This is a genomic window from Micromonospora sp. NPDC050495, from assembly GCF_040655175.1.
Lineage (GTDB): Bacteria > Actinomycetota > Actinomycetes > Mycobacteriales > Micromonosporaceae > Micromonospora.
In genome coordinates, this window is record NZ_JBFAJK010000002.1 from 119439 (window position 1) to 136364 (window position 16926).

The window sequence follows — 16926 nt, forward strand, 5'->3', positions numbered from 1 at the left end:
CCGGCGGTACGACGGGCTGCGGCTCGGCGTGTGCGAAACATGTGCGGTGTGGTGCCGCCCCGGCCTGTCGGCAGGGAGTGGGACAGGCGTCTGCGGTCTGTGGCCGACCCGTCAGCTCGTCGGGTGGCGGTTCCCGGTGAACGAGATGGTGTGGTCGGTGGCCCACTGGCGGAAGGTTCGCGCCGGCCTTCCGAGAAGGTCGGACACCGTCGAGGTGACGTGTGCCGGGCGTCCCGTCGCGGCATTCCAGGCGGCCAGGAGCATGTCCACGGCCGGGCGGGAGGCTTCCGGGGTCGCGCGTCGGAACTCGTCGGGCGGCATCTCCTCGAACGTCAACCGGCGGCCCAGGGCGTCGCCGATGATGCGTACCTGTTCGGCCTGGGTGAGGGACTCGGGGCCGGTCAGGACGTAGTCGCCGCCGGCGTGTCCGCTCTCGTGCAGGGTCCGCGCGACGACCGCGGCCACGTCACGATCGTCGACCGGTGCTGTCTCGGCCGCGCCGTACGGCCACCGGACCACGCCGTCGCCACGGATCGCGGCGGCCCACCAGAGCAGGGCGTTCGACGCGAACATCCCGGGCCGGATGATCGTCGAGTCCACTCCGGTGGCCGCGATGAGCCGCTCGATCTCGGCGTGCAGCGCCGCCATCGGGTTCGGTTGCTGGAAGAACGGGTGCGGGGTCCGGTGCGGTGCGGACAGGTAGACGACCCGCTGTGTGTGGGCGGCCAGCCGGTCGACGACGGCCGCCGCGGTCTGCGGCGGGGCGGTCCAGACCAGAAATACCGTACCGACGGCGTGCAGCGCGGCGTCGAGAGATTCGGGCACGGTGAGATCGCCCGTGACGATCTCGACGTCGGTGGGCAGCGTCGCAGCCGAGTCGGCGCGGCGCACGAGGGCACGGACCGGCACGCCCGCGTTGGTCAGCAGGTCGACCACCGCCCGGCCGATGCGTCCGGTCGCCCCGGTGACGAGCACGGGCGGCTCTCCGGTGGGTGTCATAGCAGCCGCCCGGTCGTCGGTGGGGCGCAGCGAGGGTCGGTCTGGTCCATGCCCCCATTGAACCGTTACCGAGTTAAATAAGCAACCCGGTAACGGATGTTACCGTGGCAAGGTGAGCGAGCCGGTCGGGCTGCGGGCCCGCAAGAAGGTACGAACCCGGGACGCGATCGCTGACGCGGCGATCTCGCTGTTCCTGGCGCGCGGGTTCGACCAGGTATCGGTGTCCGACATCGCGGCGACGGCTGAGGTGTCGAAACCGACGCTGTTCCGCTACTTCGCCAGCAAGGAAGACCTGATCCTGCACCGCTTCGCGGACCACAACGGTGAGGCCGCCCGGGTGGTCCGCGACCGGCGCCCCGGTGTCGCGCCGATCGCGGCGCTGCACCAGCACTTCCGGGACGGTCTCGACCGCTTCGAGCCGGTCACCGGCCTCAACGATCATCCCGAGGTGGTGGCGTTTCATCGGCTGGTGTTCATGACGCCGAGCCTGGCGGGACGGCTCCTGCAGTACATGCTCGAGGATGAGGAGGCACTGGCCGCCGCCCTCGACCCGGGTGTCCGGGGCCGGCTGCAAGCCGCCCAGGTGATCGCGGTGCACCGCGTACTGGCCCGGACCAACTGGCAGAAGATCGCCGACGGGCGGACCGCACGCGACGTGCACCCCGAGGCGGTCGCCGACGCCGACCAGGCGTTCGCCCCACTGCGCCACGCGGCGGGCAACCCCTAGCTGTCGGGTCCTCCGGCCCCGCGCCGGGCGACCTCCGGCCCTGCCGTCCCTGGGCGGGCGGCGTGACGATCGGCTGGAACGACGACGGACGGAGGCCGTGATGAACAGGCACGCAGCGCGGGTCGTCGGCGGCGCGGCACTGATCGCCGCGGTCGCGGCGGCCGCCTACCCGGTGCCGGTGCGACGCTGGATCCGCTTCTGGGGCGCCACCAACATGGAGATCGTCGGTGAGATGCCCGGTGACGAGCTGATCGAAGGGCCGGACCTGGAAACCACCCGCGCGGTGACCGTCGCCGCACCGCCCGCCGCGGTCTGGCCGTGGCTGGTGCAGATGGGCAGCGGCCGCGGCGGTGCGTACACCTACGACTGGATCGAGAACCTGCTCGGCCTCGACATGCACAGCGCCGACACGATCCTGCCGCAGTTCCAGGACCTGAAGGTCGGCGACGGTCTGCCGGTCGGCGTCGGCGGCCCGGTGCTGCGCTGCGCCCTCCTGGAGCCGGAGCGCGCCCTGGCGTTCCTTTCCGACGACCACCGCTGGCTGTGGAGCTTCCGGCTGACGCCGGAGCGCGACGGCGGCACCCGGCTGGTCAGCCGCAACCGTATCGTCACGGCGAAGCCGTCGCTGCTGCGGACCGCGTTCGACCGCACGGTGATGGAGCCCGGCAGTTGGGTCATGGAGCGCAGGATGCTGCTCGGCATCAAGGCGCGCGCCGAGAAGTTGGCCGCACAGCAACCCACCCCCGGCGAGTCGGCCGGCGTGCCCGGCTGACCGCCGGACGGTTTCTGGGTGCCGGGACCGACGCGTGTGCCGGTCGGACGACGGGGCGGTGCTCAGCAGACGTCCGCCCGGCGGACGTCTGCTGACAGCCGGCGGCCGGTGGTCATGCGGGCTGCCGCCGGTCGGACGGCTCGGCGTGCGGTTCCGGTCCCCGGAAGACGGGCCGACCTGCCCGTTGTGCTGGAGCCGGGCCATAGGTCCCTGGCCCGAGTGCCCGCGGACTCTGCCTCGGAAGCGCACCAGCCGCGAGGCTGGATGGTGGAGGCCCGCCGCCGGCCGGGACACGGCTTAGCGGTCGGCCCGTGCACAGGACGCACGACGCCTCGGCCGGTGACGGACCTTTCCACCACGAGGAGGGACCACCATGACCTACCGCATCGCGATCAACGGGTTCGGCCGGATCGGTCGCAACTACCTGCGCTGCCTGCTCGACAAGGGCATGTTCGGCGCCGGTTACGAGGTGGTGGCGATCAACGACCTGTGGGACACCGGCATGCTGGCCCACCTGCTGGTGCACGACTCCACGTTCGGCCGGCTCGCGCACGAGGTCGGCGTCGGCGACGCCGCGCTGACCGTGGCCGGTGCGACCATCCCGACCTTCCGGCAGCGCAGCCCGGAGGACCTCCCGTGGGGTGACCTCGGCGTCGACCTGGTCATCGAGTCGACCGGCAAGCTGCGCGCCCGCGACGACGCCGCGCTGCACCTCAAGGCGGGGGCGAAGCGGGTGCTGATCTCCGCTCCGGGCAAGGGCGCCGACGCGACGCTGGTGCCCGGCGTCAACGCCGATCAGTACGACCCGGTCGCGCACCGGATCCTCTCCGCCGCCTCGTGCACCACCAACTGCGTGGCGCCGATGGTGAAGGTGCTGCACGAGACGTTCGGGCTGGAGCGCGGCTACCTGACCACCGTGCACGCGTACACCAACGACCAACTGGTGCTCGACGCGCCGCACAAGGACCCGCGCCGGGCCCGCGCCGCGGCCGTGAACATCATCCCGACCAGCACCGGAGCCGCGAAGGCCGTCGGCCTGGTGCTGCCCGAGCTGGCCGGGCGGCTCGACGGCGTCGCGCTGCGCGTTCCCGTCGAGGACGGCTCGATCAGTGACCTCACCTGCGAGCTGATCCGCGCCGCCACGCGGGACGAGATCAACGCCGCGATGGCCGGCGCCGCGGCCGGGCCGATGCGGGGGATCCTGCGCTACACCGAGGCGCCCCTGGTGTCCCGCGACATCGTCGGCGATCCGTCCTCGTGCGTGTTCGACGCGAGCCTGACGCAGGCCGCCGGCACGTTCGTCAAGGTCTTCGGCTGGTACGACAACGAGTGGGGCTACCTCAACCGGCTCGTCGATCTCACCGAGCGGTTCGCCCGGGCGGAGTGAGCTGAGGACGGACGTTTCGCCGCAGCGGGCGCCGGGACCGTCGTCCCGGCGCCCGCTGCGACCGGCCGACCCGCGTCGCCGCCTTCGCACGCGGTCCAGCGCACCGGCCATCCGCGCCGACCGCGCCATTCGGGCATGGGCTTCGTCTCGAAGCCGTGCCGGTCACTTGCCGGGCCGGCGCCGCCCCCAGCCGAGGTAGGCCACCGGCCCGACCGGCTGCACGAACAGCACGGGCCACCAGACCGCCTTGGGGCCGCGCACCTGTTGCTCCGTACGCCGGGCCAGGTCGATCGCGGCCACGACCGTCAGCACCACCTCGACCGGTGCGAGCACCGCCGTCGCCCTGCGCTGCCAGCGGGGCAGCTCACTCCATTTCTTGCCCATCGTTCGCTCCTGTTCGTGGGAGGTGCCGGCCGGGTGGAGAGCGCCCGCGCAGGCCGTGGTGAGCCGGTCGAGCACCTGCCGCAACCGGCCGAGCGCGCCGTACTCCTGAATGAAGAACGCCGTGTCGGCCTCCTGGTGGCGCCACCCGGTACCGCGACAACGGCCGCGCACCAGGGGTGGCCGAACGTGGCGGTCAGCTCGGCACGGCCAACTCCGCCAGGACGGGCGGCGCCGGCACGGGTACGGGAATGACCACGACCGGGCAGCCCGCCTTGCGTACGCATTCCTCGCTCACCGATCCGAGCACGGTGTGCCGGAACCGGCTGTGACCGTGGCTGCCGAGAACGAGCAGGTCCGCGCCGCGAGCGGCATGTGTCAGCACGTCGGCGGCCCTGCCCTCCACGACCTCGGCCGCGACCGGTGACACCGAGCCTCGACGGGCCGCGAGTGCCTGGATCTCGCGGTCGAGGACGGCGCGGGCGTGCTGCTTCTCGTCGGCGGGGTTGGCAGCGGTCACCGGGCCGGACTCGGCCCCGTCCCACCGCCAGGCGATCACCGCCTGCACTGTGCCACCGCGACTCGCCGCTTCGCGGGTCGCCCAGTCGAGGGCGCGCCGCCCGCCATCGGAGCCGTCCACGCCGACGACGATCAGATAGTTGTCGGTCATCTCCCGCACTCCCTCCATGTCCTTTGACCTCATCGCACACCCGTCGTCGGCGGTGCGGGTAGCCGCGGAGGACCCGCCGCGGCAGGCCATTCGACCTGTCGATCGGGTCAGGCCGTCACCGCTCGCGGCACCGAGGCGCGCGCCGGCCGGGCGACCAGCGCCGGGTGCCGGACGCCGGGCGTGACCGGTGCCGGCGGTTAGGCCGGCACCGCGACCATCGCCTCCTCGTACGGCAGCGCCAGGCCGGTGTCCGGCGCGAAGAGGTACCCGGAGTCGACGTCGACCCCCACCGTCAGGCGGCCGCCGACCTGGACCGGGACGTCGCCGTCCAGCCGGGCGGTCCAGTGGTCGACCGTCGGATCGGTGTCGTCCGCCGGGTGCCACACCCGGCCGGGCGGCTCGAAGAGCACGAGCGTGGCGTTGCCGAGGAACTCGACGGCGGTCACGGTGACGTCCAGTGCCGGCGCACCGTCCGGAGCCGGCCAGGTGAACGCGTCCGGCCGCAGGCCGAGCAGAACCGGGCCCCCGGCGAGCGCGGCGAGGCCCGCTTCCCCCAGGCCCGGCACGGGCCAGAGCTGCCCGCCCACCCCCATGGTCGGCGGGGCACCCGCGTGCACCGGCACCACGGCGAGGTTCATGCTCGGCGAGCCGATGAACCCGGCGACGAACGCGTTGACCGGCCGGTGGTACAGGTCGTGTGGCGTGCCGACCTGCTGCACCCGGCCGCCTTCGAGCACCGCGATGCGGTCGCCGAGCGTCATCGCCTCGACCTGGTCGTGGGTGACGTAGATGGTGGTGGTGCGGTGCTCGGCGTGCAGGCGCCGAAGCTCGGCGCGCATCGTGACGCGCAGCAGCGCGTCCAGGTTGGACAGCGGCTCGTCCATGAGCAGGACGCGGGGATTGCGGACGATGGCGCGACCGGCGGCCACCCGCTGCCGCTGCCCGCCGGAGAGCGCCTTGGGCTTGCGGTCGAGCAGCTCGTCGATGCTCAGCAGCTGCGCCACGTCGCGGACCCGCTGCTCGCGGACGGGGGCGGGGACGTGCCGCAGACGCATACCGAACGCGAGGTTGTCCCGCACCGACAGGTGGGGGTACAGGGCGTAGTTCTGGAACACCATCGCGACGTCGCGTTGCTTCGGGGAGAGGTCGTCGACGACCTCGTCGTCGAACGAGACCGTCCCGGAGGTGGCCTCCTCCAGGCCCGCGATGACGCGCAGCAGGGTGGACTTGCCGCAGCCGGACGGTCCCACCAGCACGAGGAACTCGCCCTCGGGCACGGTCAGGTCCACGCCCTCGAGCACCCGGGTCCCGCCCGGGAACACCTTCGTCACGTTGTCAAGGCCTACCCTCGCCATGGCAATCCTCCCCTTCCGCTCTCGGTTCCTGGTCTTCCCGTGGACGCCCGCCGGTGGCGGGATCGCCCGGCGGCCGGGGTGTCTCCGCCGCCAGGACGTCGTGCACCTCGCGGCGTGGGGTGGGTCGGACCGGCTCGCCGTACCCGAGCCGCAGGATCGCCTGGGCGTAGCAACCCGCCTCCTGGTCGATGACCAGCCGCCGCAGGTCGGGGATCTCCAGGGCCTGGTTCACCGGCGAGGCGGCGAGCCCACGCGCCGTGGCGGTGAGCAGGACCCGCTGCAACGCCTGCCCGGCGCGCACCCAGTGGTACGGCGTGTCGCCGCAGGTCAGCAGCACGACGAGGGTCGGCCGCTCGAAGGCGGCCGCGCCGCGGCAACGGCCGAACTGGCGTAGCGGCAGGCGTTGGGCGAGGTCCCGCGGGCCGTACGCGTACGCCGGCACGCCGTCCCGCCGCAACCCGCGGCCACCGGTCCACGTTGCCAGCTCGTCCCGGTACGCCGCCTGCTTCAACAGCCGCTCGTCGGCCGTCCAGGTCAGGGCGAGGATGGCGTCGCGGACGACCGGTTCGGCCAGGGCGAGGCGGGCGCCCTCCGCGGCGGCGGCGCCGATCAGGTCGTCGAGGACCGGCCGCGGGATGGCGGTGGGACGGAACGGGAGCCGGTTGGTGTGTCGCCGGTCGATCTCCGCCGCCAGGACGGCGGCCGTGGCGGTCGGTACGGTCGTGGGGCAGGTCTGGATGCGGGCCACGAGATCGGGGCGCGTCGGGTCGGGCAGCAGCCGTTGCACCGGAACCCTGCCGTGGGTGAGCAGGGCGAGGCGGAGGTTGAACACCGCGGCGCCGACACTCATGAACATCTGCCGGCCGGTGGGGTCGAGGACGGCCAGCTGCCGGTCACGGTCCACCGAGACCTCGATGTCCCGCCGGCCCACCCGGAACCGCCAGGGCTGGGTGTTGTGGATCGACGGCGCCCGCGTGGCGGCGCCGATACAGTCGGCGACGGCCTCGGCGGAGAGCGGCGACGTCGGTACCGCACGGGCTCTCATGGTCAGGCCTCCAGGCGGGAGGTGACCGCGGTTGTCCAGGGGCGTTCCCGGCCGGTGCCGGCGAGGAGACGAAGGCTCATCCCATCAGCCATGCCCTCATTGCACGGCACCGGCGGACCGGCGGGTAGATGCGGAAGGCCCGGCGGGGCGGGCCGTCCGACCCGCCCCGCCGGCCGTCAGCCGTGACCTGGCGACGCTGCCGGTCGTCGCCGAAATCGACGGGTGCGTGGTCGGTGCCGCCGCCTGACTGCTCGTCGCGGAACGGGTGCCGGGCAGCAAATGGCCAAGTGCGCTGTACATCACCTCGCCCTGCACCCCCATCGTTTTATACGATGCTGATAGTAAAAACTCCAGGAGGCGCCATGACCTACGTGATCGCCGAGCCGTGCATCGACGTGCTTGACCGGGCCTGCGTGGAGGAATGCCCGGTTGACTGCATCTACGAAGGCGACCGGGCGCTATACATCCACCCGGACGAATGCGTCGACTGCGGCGCCTGCGAACCGGTCTGCCCCGTCGAGGCGATCTTCTACGAAGACGACCTTCCCGAGCGGTGGTCGGTGTTCACCGACGACAACGCCCGGTTCTTCGCTGAGCCGCTGCCGGGAGCCGACGCCCCGCTCGGATCTCCGGGCGGGGCCGCCAAACTGGGCCGGCTGGCAGTGGACACTCCACTGGTCGCCGGACATCCCCGCCCGACAACCCTGACCGGCGAGGGCACGTAGCCACCGCCACGACCCGGTCCCCCGGGAGGCACCGATGCGTCTGATCGTCTACGGCGACTTCAACTGTCCCTACTCCTACCTGGCCAGCCAACGCGTCGACGCGCTGCTGCGACAGCGCCGCGCGGAGGTCGCCTGGCGGGCGGTCGAGCACAACCCCAGGCTGTCGATGACCGGTACCCCGGTCGCCGCCGACCCGGACGGGTGGAAACGCGAGTTGGTCGAGAGCCAACTGCTCGCCCTGCCCGGCGAGCACCCGCCCGAGGCGGCCCTCACCCTGGTCAGCAACACGCTAGCAGCCGTCTCCGCATACGCCGAGGCGGTCACCGACGGTGTCGAGCACGACCTGCGTCGTCTGCTGTTCGACGCCATCTGGGTGCGTGGCCAGCACCTCAGTAACGCCTACGACGTGCGCGCCCTCGTCGCCAGCCTCACCTATCCGCCCTACCCCATCGGGCCCTACCTCAGCTCGCCGGAGTTGCCCCCGCCCGGGTTCGGCAACCCCGCGCCGTTGCACACCACCCGGATCCTCGGCGCGACGACGGCCCCCAACGGAATACCACTGACCACGACCGGCTGGCGCCGCTCGCGGCGATGGCGCACCGACTGGCTGGACGCCGCCGGGCCCGTCGTACCCGTTGTGGTGGATCCCGAGGGCACCGCGCTGCGGGGCACCCGAGGGCTGGCATACCTGGCCGAACTACTCATGGACCCGCGAGCACCCCGCGCGACGCGGCCGAGCGAAAGGTCTTGCATCACCACCTGATGATCGAGTTCTCCCGCCCGGACATCGGCTCGTGACATCGGCAACTACTCGTCAGAACACCAGCCCCCGGTCCGCAGACGTAGTTGCGCCCGAACGTCATCCGCCTCGCCGGCGCCGAGATCCGTGAAGAGCGCCAGCGACAGTCGGAGCTGCTGAACGCCCCGCTCGGTGTCGCCGTGGTCGCAGAGCATCGTGCCGAGGCGGCGCAGCGCGGTCGCCTCACCCTGCCGGAAGTCCGCGCGGCGCATCGCCTCGACAGCCAGCTCGGCGTACCTGATCGCCGGGCCGGCCTGCCCGTCACCCAGGCAGGCGTCGGCGAGGGTGCCCATCATGCTGCCCCGGTTACGTTCGTTGACCGGCACTCCGGCAACGGCCAGGCTCGCCCGCAGGTAGTCCAACGCCGCGCGGTAGCGGCCGAGCCGGCACTGCACTTCGCCGATGTTGCCCAAGGCGTTTGCCTCGATCTCCGGAGCCGCGCTGCGGCGGGCGAGGCGGGCGGCCGAGCGACAGCATCGGATCGACTCCTCGTGCCGTCCGGCCAGCCGGTGGACCATCCCGATGTTGCCCATGGTCGCCGCGCAGGAGCGCAGGTTGCCGAGGCGTCGGCGCAGTCGCAGGGCGTGCTCGAAGCTGGCCACCGCTTCGTCGTACCTGCCGGCCGTCCCGTGTAGGACACCGAGCTGGTTCAGTGCCCGGGACTGCCCGTCGTCGTCCCCGGCGGCGCGGCTGACCGCCAGGCTGTCCCGCAGCAGCCGGTGCGCCTCGCCCGTGTCGTGCAGGTGGAAGCGGGCCACCGCCAGGTCGTGCAGCAGTCGGGCCCGGGCGATGTCGTCGCCGAGCCGTTCGGCGGCGGCGAGGCCGGCCTGGTCCACGGTCATCCAGTCCTCGACGTGGCCGCACATCTCGAAGAAGAGGAAGAGGCTGTCGGCCAGTTCGACGGCGTACCGGGCGGTGGCCGGCGCGGCGGCGGCCTGACGCACGGCCGCGACCAGGTTGGGCCGTTCGGCGTGCAGCCAGGCCAGGGCGTCGTCGGGGCCGGCGAAGCGGGCCGGCTCGTCGGCGGTCGCGGCCCGCGTGCCCGGCCGGAGCAGCCCGACGGCGTGGCGGACGGCCGTCAGGTGCTGCTCGAGCACCCGGGTCACGGCAGCCGTCCGGCCCGCCTCGGTCTCCTCGGTGGCCAGTTCCCGGGCGAAGAGCCGGATCAGGTCGTGCAGGACGTACCGGTGTTCGGCGGTCTCCTCGATCAGGCGCGCGTCGATGAGCTCGTCCAGCGCCTCGCCGGCATGGGCTGGTTCGACGTCGAGCAGGGCCGCCGCTGTCGCGGGGGTGAGTTCCGGCATGTCAACGGCGCCGACGAGCCGGAACAGCCGGGGCGCCAGCGGGTGGGTGAGGTGCTGGTAGCTGACCAGGAAGCTCGTCCGTACGGCGATGTCACCCAGCCGCAGCTCCGGCAGCCGGCGGCGCCGGTCGCCCAGCCGGTCGTCCAGCATCGCCAGGCTCCAGTGCGGCCGGGCAGCCAGCCGCGCACCGGCGATCCGCAGTGCCAGCGGCAGGCCGCCCAGCCGGCGGGCCAGCCGGATCGCGGTGGCGGGCTGGCGATCGATCCGCGCGGCGCCGGCGAGTTGGCGCAGCAACTCCACGGCGTCGCGGTCGTCGAGCACGCCGAGTTCGAGGTGCCGCACGGCGTCCAGTTCGGTGAGGTGCCGGCGGGACGTCACGAGGACCGCGCAGTGTCGTCCGGCGGGCAGCAGCGGGCGGATCTGCGCGGCGTCGCGGGCGTTGTCGAGCACCACCAGCAACCGTCGATCGGCCAGCAGCGAGCAAAGCATGGCCGCCGCCTCGTCCGGATCGGCGGCGACGGCCACCTCGGGACCGCTGAGCGCTCGCAGAAACCGCGCCAGCACCTCGCGGGGGGCCAGCGGCGGCGGCCCGGCCGTGGCGCCGCGCAGGTCGGCGTAGAGCTGCCCGTCGGGAAAATTCCCGGCGACCTGGTGTGCGGCCCAGGTGGCGAGCGCCGACTTGCCAACACCTGCCGGCCCCGTGACGACGCAGATCGAGGGTCGGCCGTCCGGCGCGGCGGTGAGCGCCTGCCGAACCGCGGCCAGTGACCGCTGGCGCCCGACCAGGCGCGGGCCGGGGTGCGGCAACTGCCGCGGTACGCACAGCGTTCCCGGTGCCGCCGCCCCAGCCGAAGGGGGCTGCCGGGCCAGTTCGGCGAGCCGGCTCAGGACCGGCCCCGGCGCCACGTTGAGCCCGTCGGCCAGGGCCTGCCGGCAGCGCTGGTACGCCGCGATCGCCTCGCCGCGGCGACCCAGCCGGTGCAAGGTCGCGACCTGTTGTTCAGCGAAGCGTTCGTGCAGGGGATACCGGGTGACCAGGTCGTCGAGGATCGGGGCGATCTCCTGGTGCCGGCCCAGGTTCAGCTCGAGGTCGAGGTACTCCTCGTACGCCAGGAGCCGCCGTCGTTCCAGCCGAGCGGCGCTGGTGGCCAAGCCACCGAGATTTGCGATGTCGGCCAGTGGGGCACCGCGCCACAACTTGAGCGCGGCCTGGTACAACGTGGCGGCTCGGTCGAGGTCACCGGCGTGCGCCGCGGCGCGCCCGGCGGACAGTTCGGCCTCGAAACGTGACAGGTCCAGTTCGGCCGGCGCGGCGGTGATCCGATAGCCCGGTGGAGCCGACTGTATCCGGTCGGTGAGTAGCTGCCGCAGCCGCCACACGTGCAGCTGGACATTCTTGCGGGCGGTGCGGGGCGGGTCGTCGCCCCAGACCAGGTCGATGATGGACTCCACCGGGGTGACCCGGTTGATGTGCAGCAGCAGCGCGGCGAGCACCGCGCGCTGCCGTGGCGGCCCGAGCGGCACCGGCTCGCCGTCGACGCCGATCTGCACCGGGCCGAGCAGCCCGAACCTCAGGCCCGCCTCCATGTCATCGAACGATACCGATCGGCATATACCAGGAATAGATCGATGGCTGAAAAGCTCGGCGCCCCCCACGCGAAAGGAGAGTGCCGTGTCCGAACCGAATCGCGGGACGCGGCTGCCGGTGTGGGTGCCGGTGACCTGGGTCGCCGTGCTCCTCGCCGCGCTGCTGGTGCCAGCCGAGCCCGCCTCGGCCTCGCACCCCAACCCGTCCCCCAGCCGTCACCTGCACAACATCCACTACGCCACCAGCGGATCGTCCGCTGGCGCGAACGACGAGCAGTTCTGCATCGAGTCGCATGACACCTCCAAGGTCAGCAACAGCGCCGGCCGGGCGTTCGTCAACCAGACACTCACGGAGATGGGTAGCGGGCGCGTCTGGGACGGCGTCGGCGGCTGGCGGATCGACCTCTGGCCGACCAGCGCCAACTGCACCTCGTATCCGACCTCGACGCGCGCCACGATCGAGATCGAGGTGCATTACGGCTGGGACTGGAGCGGCACCTGCGGCGGCCCGACCGGCTACTACAACTGCGTGGTGCACGACAACCCGGTATGGGACGCGGCCCACGGCCACTACGACAGCCGGTGGGCGTACGTCTATCTGGTGTTCAGCTCCGGCGGGCGGCTGGACACCGTCGGGCGGGGCTTCATCAATCACGAGTTCGGCCACGTGTTCGGCCTGGCCGACGACAACGGCGTCTGCAACCCGCCGAGCCTGATGCACAGCACGGTCGTCGGCTACAGCTGCGGCAACTGGCCCTACTGGTATCCCAGCCCGGCCGACTTCCAGTCGGTCGCAAATGTGCTGGCCTGAGCGGGGAGGAGGGACCCCGTGGGCCACGCGTCTGCCCGCAACCGGGTGCTGACCATCCTGACGGCCTGCCTCGCCTCAGCGGCCGTGGCGGCGGTGGTGGCGATGGCCGTGCCCGGCCCCGACCGGGAACACGACCACCACGACCACGCCCATGTCGACACCACGAGCGGGCTGCTGGTGACGACCCGTTCGACGTTGCGGATGTGTGTCGAGAACGCTGGCCGGGCCGGTGCCCCGGATGTCCGGACCGATCTGCTGGCCGGCCTCGCCCTGGTACGCGCCGAGCCGGACTGGGCCGGGGCGTACGGTCGGGCCGTGGTCGATCCGGCGCGCGCGGTGCAGTTCGGATGCCCGGCCCCGCGCCTGCCCCAGCGGGCCGGGCGGGCGGCCCTGGCGGGTCCCGGGGTGACCGACACCCCGAGCGCCTTTCGGATCTGGGTGTACGTCCTCGACGACCCGAGCGCCGACCGAATCCTCGGTGCCAGTGAGCCGGCCGGCCTGGCGACCGCCGAACTGATGCGGGAGCAGAACAGCGCCTGGCCGGTTTCCACCGCGCTGCTCATCCGCGGCTCCCGGCTCGCCGACTCGCGGGCGGTGGCCCGGGGGCTCGGCGCGGCGCTGGGCCTTGTCGCCCCCGACCAGGTGACGGCCGGTTGACCGCCGCCCGGCCGGCACCACCACCGGCCGGGCGCCCACCCGCCAAGGCCCGAGGCGCCGGTGGCCCGGTCCGCGTCGGGCGGGCCACCGGCGGCGCGGCGCCGCGGTGGCTGTACGGCGGCTACTGAGCTGCACCGGTGCGCGTGCCGACGGCCAGCGGCCGCCACCACGATTCGTTCGCCCGATACCAGGCCACCGTGTCGGTGAGGCCCTGGTCGAGATCGATGCTCGGGGCGTAGCCCAGTTCGTCCCGGGCCTTGTACACGCAGAGGGAGTAGCGGCGGTCACGGCCCTTGCGGTCGGCCACCGACACCACCCGGTCCCAGCCGGCCCCGCAGGCCGCCAGCAGCCGGCCGGTCAGCTCCCGGTTGGTCAGCTCCGTGCCGCCGCCGATGTGGTAGATCTCGCCGGCCCGCCCCTTCGCCACGGCCAGCGCGACGCCCACGCAGTGGTCATACACGTGCAGCCAGTCACGGACGTTGCCGCCATCGCCGTACAGGGGCACCGAGCCGCCGGCGAGCAGCCCGGTCACGAAGCGCGGGATCACCTTCTCCGGGAACTGGTACGGACCGTAGTTGTTGGAGCAACGGGTGACCACCACGTCGAGCCCGTGGGTGCGATGGTAGGCCAGCGCCAGCAGGTCCGAGGCGGCCTTCGTGGCCGAGTACGGTGATCGGGGTGCCAGCGGCCAGTCCTCCGTCCACGACCCCACCTCGATCGACCCGTACACCTCGTCGGTGGAGATGTGCAGGAACCCGTCGTACGCCGTGGCGCAGCGCCGCGTCCAGCAGGGTCTGGGTGCCCAGCACGTTGGTGACCACGAACGGGCCGGAGCCGTCGATGGGCCGGTCCACGTGGGATTCCGCGGCGAAGTGGACCACCACGTCGTGGCCGGGCAGCACCTTCTCGACCAGGGCGGAGTCGCAGATGTCGCCGTGCACGAAGCGTAGTCGGGGATCGTCCCGGACCGGGGCCAGGTTGCTCTCGTTACCCGAGTACGTCAGCTTGTCCAGAAAGGTCACGCCAACCGGATCGGGCACCGGCCCGGTCCCGGTGAGGAGCATGCGTACGTATTGCGAACCGATGAAGCCGGCGCCGCCGGTCACAAGAATTCTCACGGTCCGGGGACGCTACCGACCTGGGGTCGGGTCCGGCTCGTTGTCGCCTGGAGGCCTACCGGGCATGCCGGAACGGGACGGCCCGGCGGGTTCGGCCGGATCCGGCAGCTGGAACGTGAGCGGTCTCCTGCCCTCGCCCACGAGCTCGTCGAGGAGCCAGACGGCCCGCTCCATTACCGACTCCAGGACCCCAAGGTCGTCCTCCGGCACAACGGCCTCCCTCCTCGGCGGCACCTCGGTGACGGGCGAGGCGCCAGGCTAGGGGTGCGTGCTCAAGGGTAGGTCGGGCGGTGGCCGGCCTGCTCGGCTGAACCTCGACCGACCGTCGAGCGTCCGCGGGAAGTCTCGGCCTCCCGAGCTGCCTTTACCTCGGTGACGCCGACGCTCGACGGGAGGTCCGGTCGTGGCACTCGCCTATTTTCTCGGTGGCGGACTGAACGAGCGGCCCGGCATGGGCCGGGAGATGTACGAACGGCACTCCTCGGTCCGCCGGTGGTATGCGCAGGTGGGGGAGTGGACCGGGCTGTCGCCGGAGTGGATCCTCGACGCGCCCAGCCCGCCCGAGCGGGAGTTCCGTACCGGCGTCGGCGCCATCCGGCAGGCGGCGTTCGTGTTCGCGGTGGCGGACCTGCTGGCGGAGAGCGGGGTGAGCCCGTCCGTGGTGGGCGGGATCAGCCTCGGCAGCCTGATCGGCTGCTGCCTGGCCGGCGCGCTGGACCGGGCGGCGCTCTTCGCCCTGCTGGACCGGGTCCGGAACGCGCCCCCGCCCGCACCGGGCGCGCCGGCCGAGGCCATCGCCACGGTGTTCTTTCCGCGGGAGTTCGACGAGGCGCTCCTGGAAGGGCCGGCCCGGCCCGGCGTCCACATCGCCGCGGACCTCGGCCAGGTCCGCGGCAGCGACCTGCGGCTGCTGATCCTCGCCGGTTACCGGGCGGCGCTGGAGGAACTGGCGGCCGAGGCGCCGGGCGAGATGGTCACCGTGCTGCCCGACCACCCGGTGGCCTTCCACTCGCCGCTGCAACAACCGTTGCGCGACTTCCTCGAGCCGTACATCGCGGGCATGCCGCTGCGCGACCCCGCCATCCCCATCTGCACGGGTACGAGCGACCAGGCGCTGCGTACCGCGAAGGAGGTGCGCCAGTTGTTTCTCGACAACTTCACCCATCCGGTCAGCAACGGGAACCTGATGAGCGCCATGGCGGCCGAAGGGGTGCGCCTCGGGCTGGCACTGGGCCCGTCCCGCTTCGACCGGGTCGACCGGGCGCCTTTTCCGACCGTACGGGTCGAGCTGCCCGATGACCTTCCGGAGGCGCTGTCAGCCGTGTACGACCACGGCATCGCGCCGACCGGGACGGCGCCGTGCTGACCGCCGCCCCGGTCACCGCCCCGCCCGCTTCGGACCGGCACATCGAACGCTGGCTCGGTACGGACCTGGACGCGTGGACGCGCCGGGTGGTGCGCCGACACTTCGACCCGGCCACCGGCAGCCGCTACTGGCTGGCCCGGGCGACGGAGTTCGACTTCGACCCCCGCGACATCACCCGCTACCGGGACGCCGTGTTCGGCCCGTTCCCGCTGGAGGTCCTGCGCGGCCTTGACCCGGATGACCTGGTGCCCGCCGACGTGCGCCGGCCGTTGCGGGGCCGGATCTGGGAGTCCGGTGGCACCACCGGCGATCCGTGCCGGGTTTTCTACACCCCCCGGATGCTGCATCACCGCGGAGCCTGGCGGCGTTGGTCGTTCGTGACCGAGGGATTCCAGCCGGGCCGTCGCTGGTTGCAGGCCACCCCGACCGGACCGCACCTGATCGGCAACGGCGTATGGGAGGTCTCCGCCCTCTACGGCGGTACGGTCTACGCGATCGACCTCGATCCCCCCTCGCCCATCGTCAGGTGGTGCGCGGGATAGAAGCTCACGGTCGCCATGTCGCCGAACGTCCCGGTCAGCTGGCCCTGGTACGTCGATCCCACCGCGTCGCAGTTGTCCTCGATCAGGAAGAGGCCACGTTCCTTCGCCAGGTCGGCGACCTCGGCGACGGCGAACGGATTGCCCAGCGCGTGGGCCACCATGATCGCCTTCGTGCGCGGCCCGATGGCCGCCGCGATCCGCTCCGGCGTGGTGTTGTAGGTACCGAGTTCGACGTCGATGAAGACCGGCACCAGACCGTTCTGCAGGATCGGGTTGACGGTGGTGGGGAAGCCCGCTGCGACGGTGACCACCTCGTCTCCCGGCCGTAGCCGGCGCTCGCCGTGCTCACGCGTGGTGAGCGCGGTCAACGCCAGGAGGTTCGCCGAGGAACCCGAATTGGTCAGGTGCGCTTTGCGGAGGCCGAACAGCGCGGCGAACTCCCGCTCGAACCGGCGGGCGCTGACCCCGCGGCCACCCGCATCTCCAGTGCCGCCTCGACCAGGGCCGCCCGGTCGTCCTCGTCGAACGTCGCACCCGAGGAGAGGATGGGCGTCACCCCGGGGACGAAGCCATGCCGGACCCCTTCGTGGTGGCACTTCCTGACCAGGGCAAGGATCTGAGCCTTCTCCCCGCTGACCTGGTCGGCACCTGTCGAGTCGGCGCTCATCGCAGCCCCCTTCA

15 protein-coding genes and 2 pseudogenes are annotated in these 16926 nt (G+C 72.4%); 9 read left to right on the forward strand and 8 right to left on the reverse strand.

Going from position 1 to position 16926, the window contains the following annotated elements; all coding sequences use genetic code 11:
- Positions 1–111: 111 nt before the first annotated feature.
- Positions 112–999, reverse strand: coding sequence for an NAD(P)H-binding protein (locus AB0I11_RS03800; RefSeq protein WP_357312408.1), 888 nt, complete (start codon positions 997–999; stop codon positions 112–114).
- A gap of 112 nt (positions 1000–1111) precedes the next feature.
- Here AB0I11_RS03800 and AB0I11_RS03805 point away from each other — a divergent pair, with 112 nt between their 5' ends.
- The 3 genes from AB0I11_RS03805 (at position 1112) to gap (ending at position 3885) form a co-directional block, all read left to right on the forward strand.
- Entirely contained in the window at positions 1112–1726 is a 615-nt protein-coding gene (locus AB0I11_RS03805; RefSeq protein WP_357312411.1) for a TetR family transcriptional regulator, read from the forward strand.
- A gap of 100 nt (positions 1727–1826) precedes the next feature.
- The gene (locus tag AB0I11_RS03810) at positions 1827–2498 is read left to right on the forward strand and encodes an SRPBCC family protein (RefSeq protein WP_357312413.1); all 672 of its coding nucleotides are present in this window, start codon (positions 1827–1829) and stop codon (positions 2496–2498) included.
- A 373-nt stretch (positions 2499–2871) separates the two neighbouring features.
- On the forward strand, positions 2872–3885 hold the full coding sequence (gap, locus tag AB0I11_RS03815) for a type I glyceraldehyde-3-phosphate dehydrogenase (RefSeq protein WP_357312417.1): 1014 nt from the start codon (positions 2872–2874) through the stop codon (positions 3883–3885).
- 162 nt (positions 3886–4047) lie between these two features.
- Here gap and AB0I11_RS03820 read toward each other — a convergent pair whose 3' ends face one another.
- The 4 genes from AB0I11_RS03820 to AB0I11_RS03835 form a co-directional block, all read right to left on the reverse strand.
- Complete coding sequence (locus tag AB0I11_RS03820) at positions 4048–4440, reverse strand: PLD nuclease N-terminal domain-containing protein (RefSeq protein ID WP_357312420.1); 393 nt, start codon at positions 4438–4440, stop codon at positions 4048–4050.
- A 22-nt stretch (positions 4441–4462) separates the two neighbouring features.
- Positions 4463–4936, reverse strand: a complete 474-nt coding sequence (locus AB0I11_RS03825) for a universal stress protein (protein WP_357312426.1) — start codon at positions 4934–4936, stop codon at positions 4463–4465.
- Positions 4937–5133: 197 nt separating this feature from the next.
- The gene (locus tag AB0I11_RS03830; RefSeq protein WP_357312432.1) at positions 5134–6267 is read right to left on the reverse strand and encodes an ATP-binding cassette domain-containing protein; all 1134 of its coding nucleotides are present in this window, start codon (positions 6265–6267) and stop codon (positions 5134–5136) included.
- Between the two features lie 4 nt (positions 6268–6271).
- Complete coding sequence (locus AB0I11_RS03835) at positions 6272–7336, reverse strand: nitroreductase family protein (protein WP_357312437.1); 1065 nt, start codon at positions 7334–7336, stop codon at positions 6272–6274.
- Positions 7337–7698: 362 nt separating this feature from the next.
- On the opposite strand from AB0I11_RS03835, the gene fdxA reads away from it, so the two are divergent.
- A complete protein-coding gene (fdxA, locus tag AB0I11_RS03840; RefSeq protein ID WP_357312440.1) occupies positions 7699–8061 on the forward strand; it encodes a ferredoxin in 363 nt (120 codons plus the stop codon).
- A 34-nt stretch (positions 8062–8095) separates the two neighbouring features.
- On the forward strand, positions 8096–8824 hold the full coding sequence (locus tag AB0I11_RS03845; RefSeq protein ID WP_357312446.1) for a DsbA family protein: 729 nt from the start codon (positions 8096–8098) through the stop codon (positions 8822–8824).
- A gap of 44 nt (positions 8825–8868) precedes the next feature.
- Here AB0I11_RS03845 and AB0I11_RS03850 read toward each other — a convergent pair whose 3' ends face one another.
- Positions 8869–11751 carry a BTAD domain-containing putative transcriptional regulator gene (locus tag AB0I11_RS03850; RefSeq protein WP_357312451.1) on the reverse strand — a complete coding sequence of 961 codons (2883 nt, stop codon included), beginning with the start codon at positions 11749–11751 and terminating at the stop codon, positions 8869–8871.
- Positions 11752–11836: 85 nt separating this feature from the next.
- Here AB0I11_RS03850 and AB0I11_RS03855 point away from each other — a divergent pair, with 85 nt between their 5' ends.
- Positions 11837–12562, forward strand: coding sequence for a hypothetical protein (locus AB0I11_RS03855; RefSeq protein WP_357312455.1), 726 nt, complete (start codon positions 11837–11839; stop codon positions 12560–12562).
- An 18-nt stretch (positions 12563–12580) separates the two neighbouring features.
- Positions 12581–13219: a hypothetical protein gene (locus AB0I11_RS03860; protein WP_357312459.1), complete on the forward strand. Its 639-nt coding sequence runs from the start codon at positions 12581–12583 to the stop codon at positions 13217–13219.
- A gap of 121 nt (positions 13220–13340) precedes the next feature.
- Here AB0I11_RS03860 and rfbB read toward each other — a convergent pair.
- Positions 13341–14337, reverse strand: a pseudogene (rfbB, locus tag AB0I11_RS03865) (dTDP-glucose 4,6-dehydratase).
- A gap of 403 nt (positions 14338–14740) precedes the next feature.
- Between rfbB and AB0I11_RS03870 the strand changes: the two are divergent.
- Together AB0I11_RS03870 and AB0I11_RS03875 are read left to right on the forward strand one after the other, a co-directional pair.
- The gene (locus AB0I11_RS03870) at positions 14741–15703 is read left to right on the forward strand and encodes a hypothetical protein (protein WP_357312462.1); all 963 of its coding nucleotides are present in this window, start codon (positions 14741–14743) and stop codon (positions 15701–15703) included.
- The gene (locus tag AB0I11_RS03875) at positions 15697–16245 is read left to right on the forward strand and encodes a hypothetical protein (protein WP_357312465.1); all 549 of its coding nucleotides are present in this window, start codon (positions 15697–15699) and stop codon (positions 16243–16245) included. The genes AB0I11_RS03870 and AB0I11_RS03875 overlap by 7 nt, the downstream gene beginning before the upstream one ends.
- On the opposite strand, the pseudogene AB0I11_RS03880 reads toward AB0I11_RS03875, so the two are convergent.
- A pseudogene (locus tag AB0I11_RS03880) lies at positions 16209–16912 on the reverse strand (DegT/DnrJ/EryC1/StrS family aminotransferase); the annotation flags it as partial. The gene AB0I11_RS03875 and the pseudogene AB0I11_RS03880 overlap by 37 nt on opposite strands.
- Positions 16913–16926 lie beyond the last annotated feature (14 nt).

Coding starts and splice junctions, on each gene's coding strand:
- gap (WP_357312417.1), top strand. CDS start 2,872: ATGACCTACCGCATCGCGATCAACGGGTTCGGCCGGATCGGTCGCAAC.
- AB0I11_RS03845 (WP_357312446.1), top strand. CDS start 8,096: ATGCGTCTGATCGTCTACGGCGACTTCAACTGTCCCTACTCCTACCTG.
- fdxA (WP_357312440.1), top strand. CDS start 7,699: ATGACCTACGTGATCGCCGAGCCGTGCATCGACGTGCTTGACCGGGCC.
- AB0I11_RS03835 (WP_357312437.1), bottom strand. CDS start 7,336: ATGAGAGCCCGTGCGGTACCGACGTCGCCGCTCTCCGCCGAGGCCGTC.
- AB0I11_RS03850 (WP_357312451.1), bottom strand. CDS start 11,751: ATGGAGGCGGGCCTGAGGTTCGGGCTGCTCGGCCCGGTGCAGATCGGC.
- AB0I11_RS03800 (WP_357312408.1), bottom strand. CDS start 999: ATGACACCCACCGGAGAGCCGCCCGTGCTCGTCACCGGGGCGACCGGA.
- AB0I11_RS03810 (WP_357312413.1), top strand. CDS start 1,827: ATGAACAGGCACGCAGCGCGGGTCGTCGGCGGCGCGGCACTGATCGCC.
- AB0I11_RS03825 (WP_357312426.1), bottom strand. CDS start 4,936: ATGACCGACAACTATCTGATCGTCGTCGGCGTGGACGGCTCCGATGGC.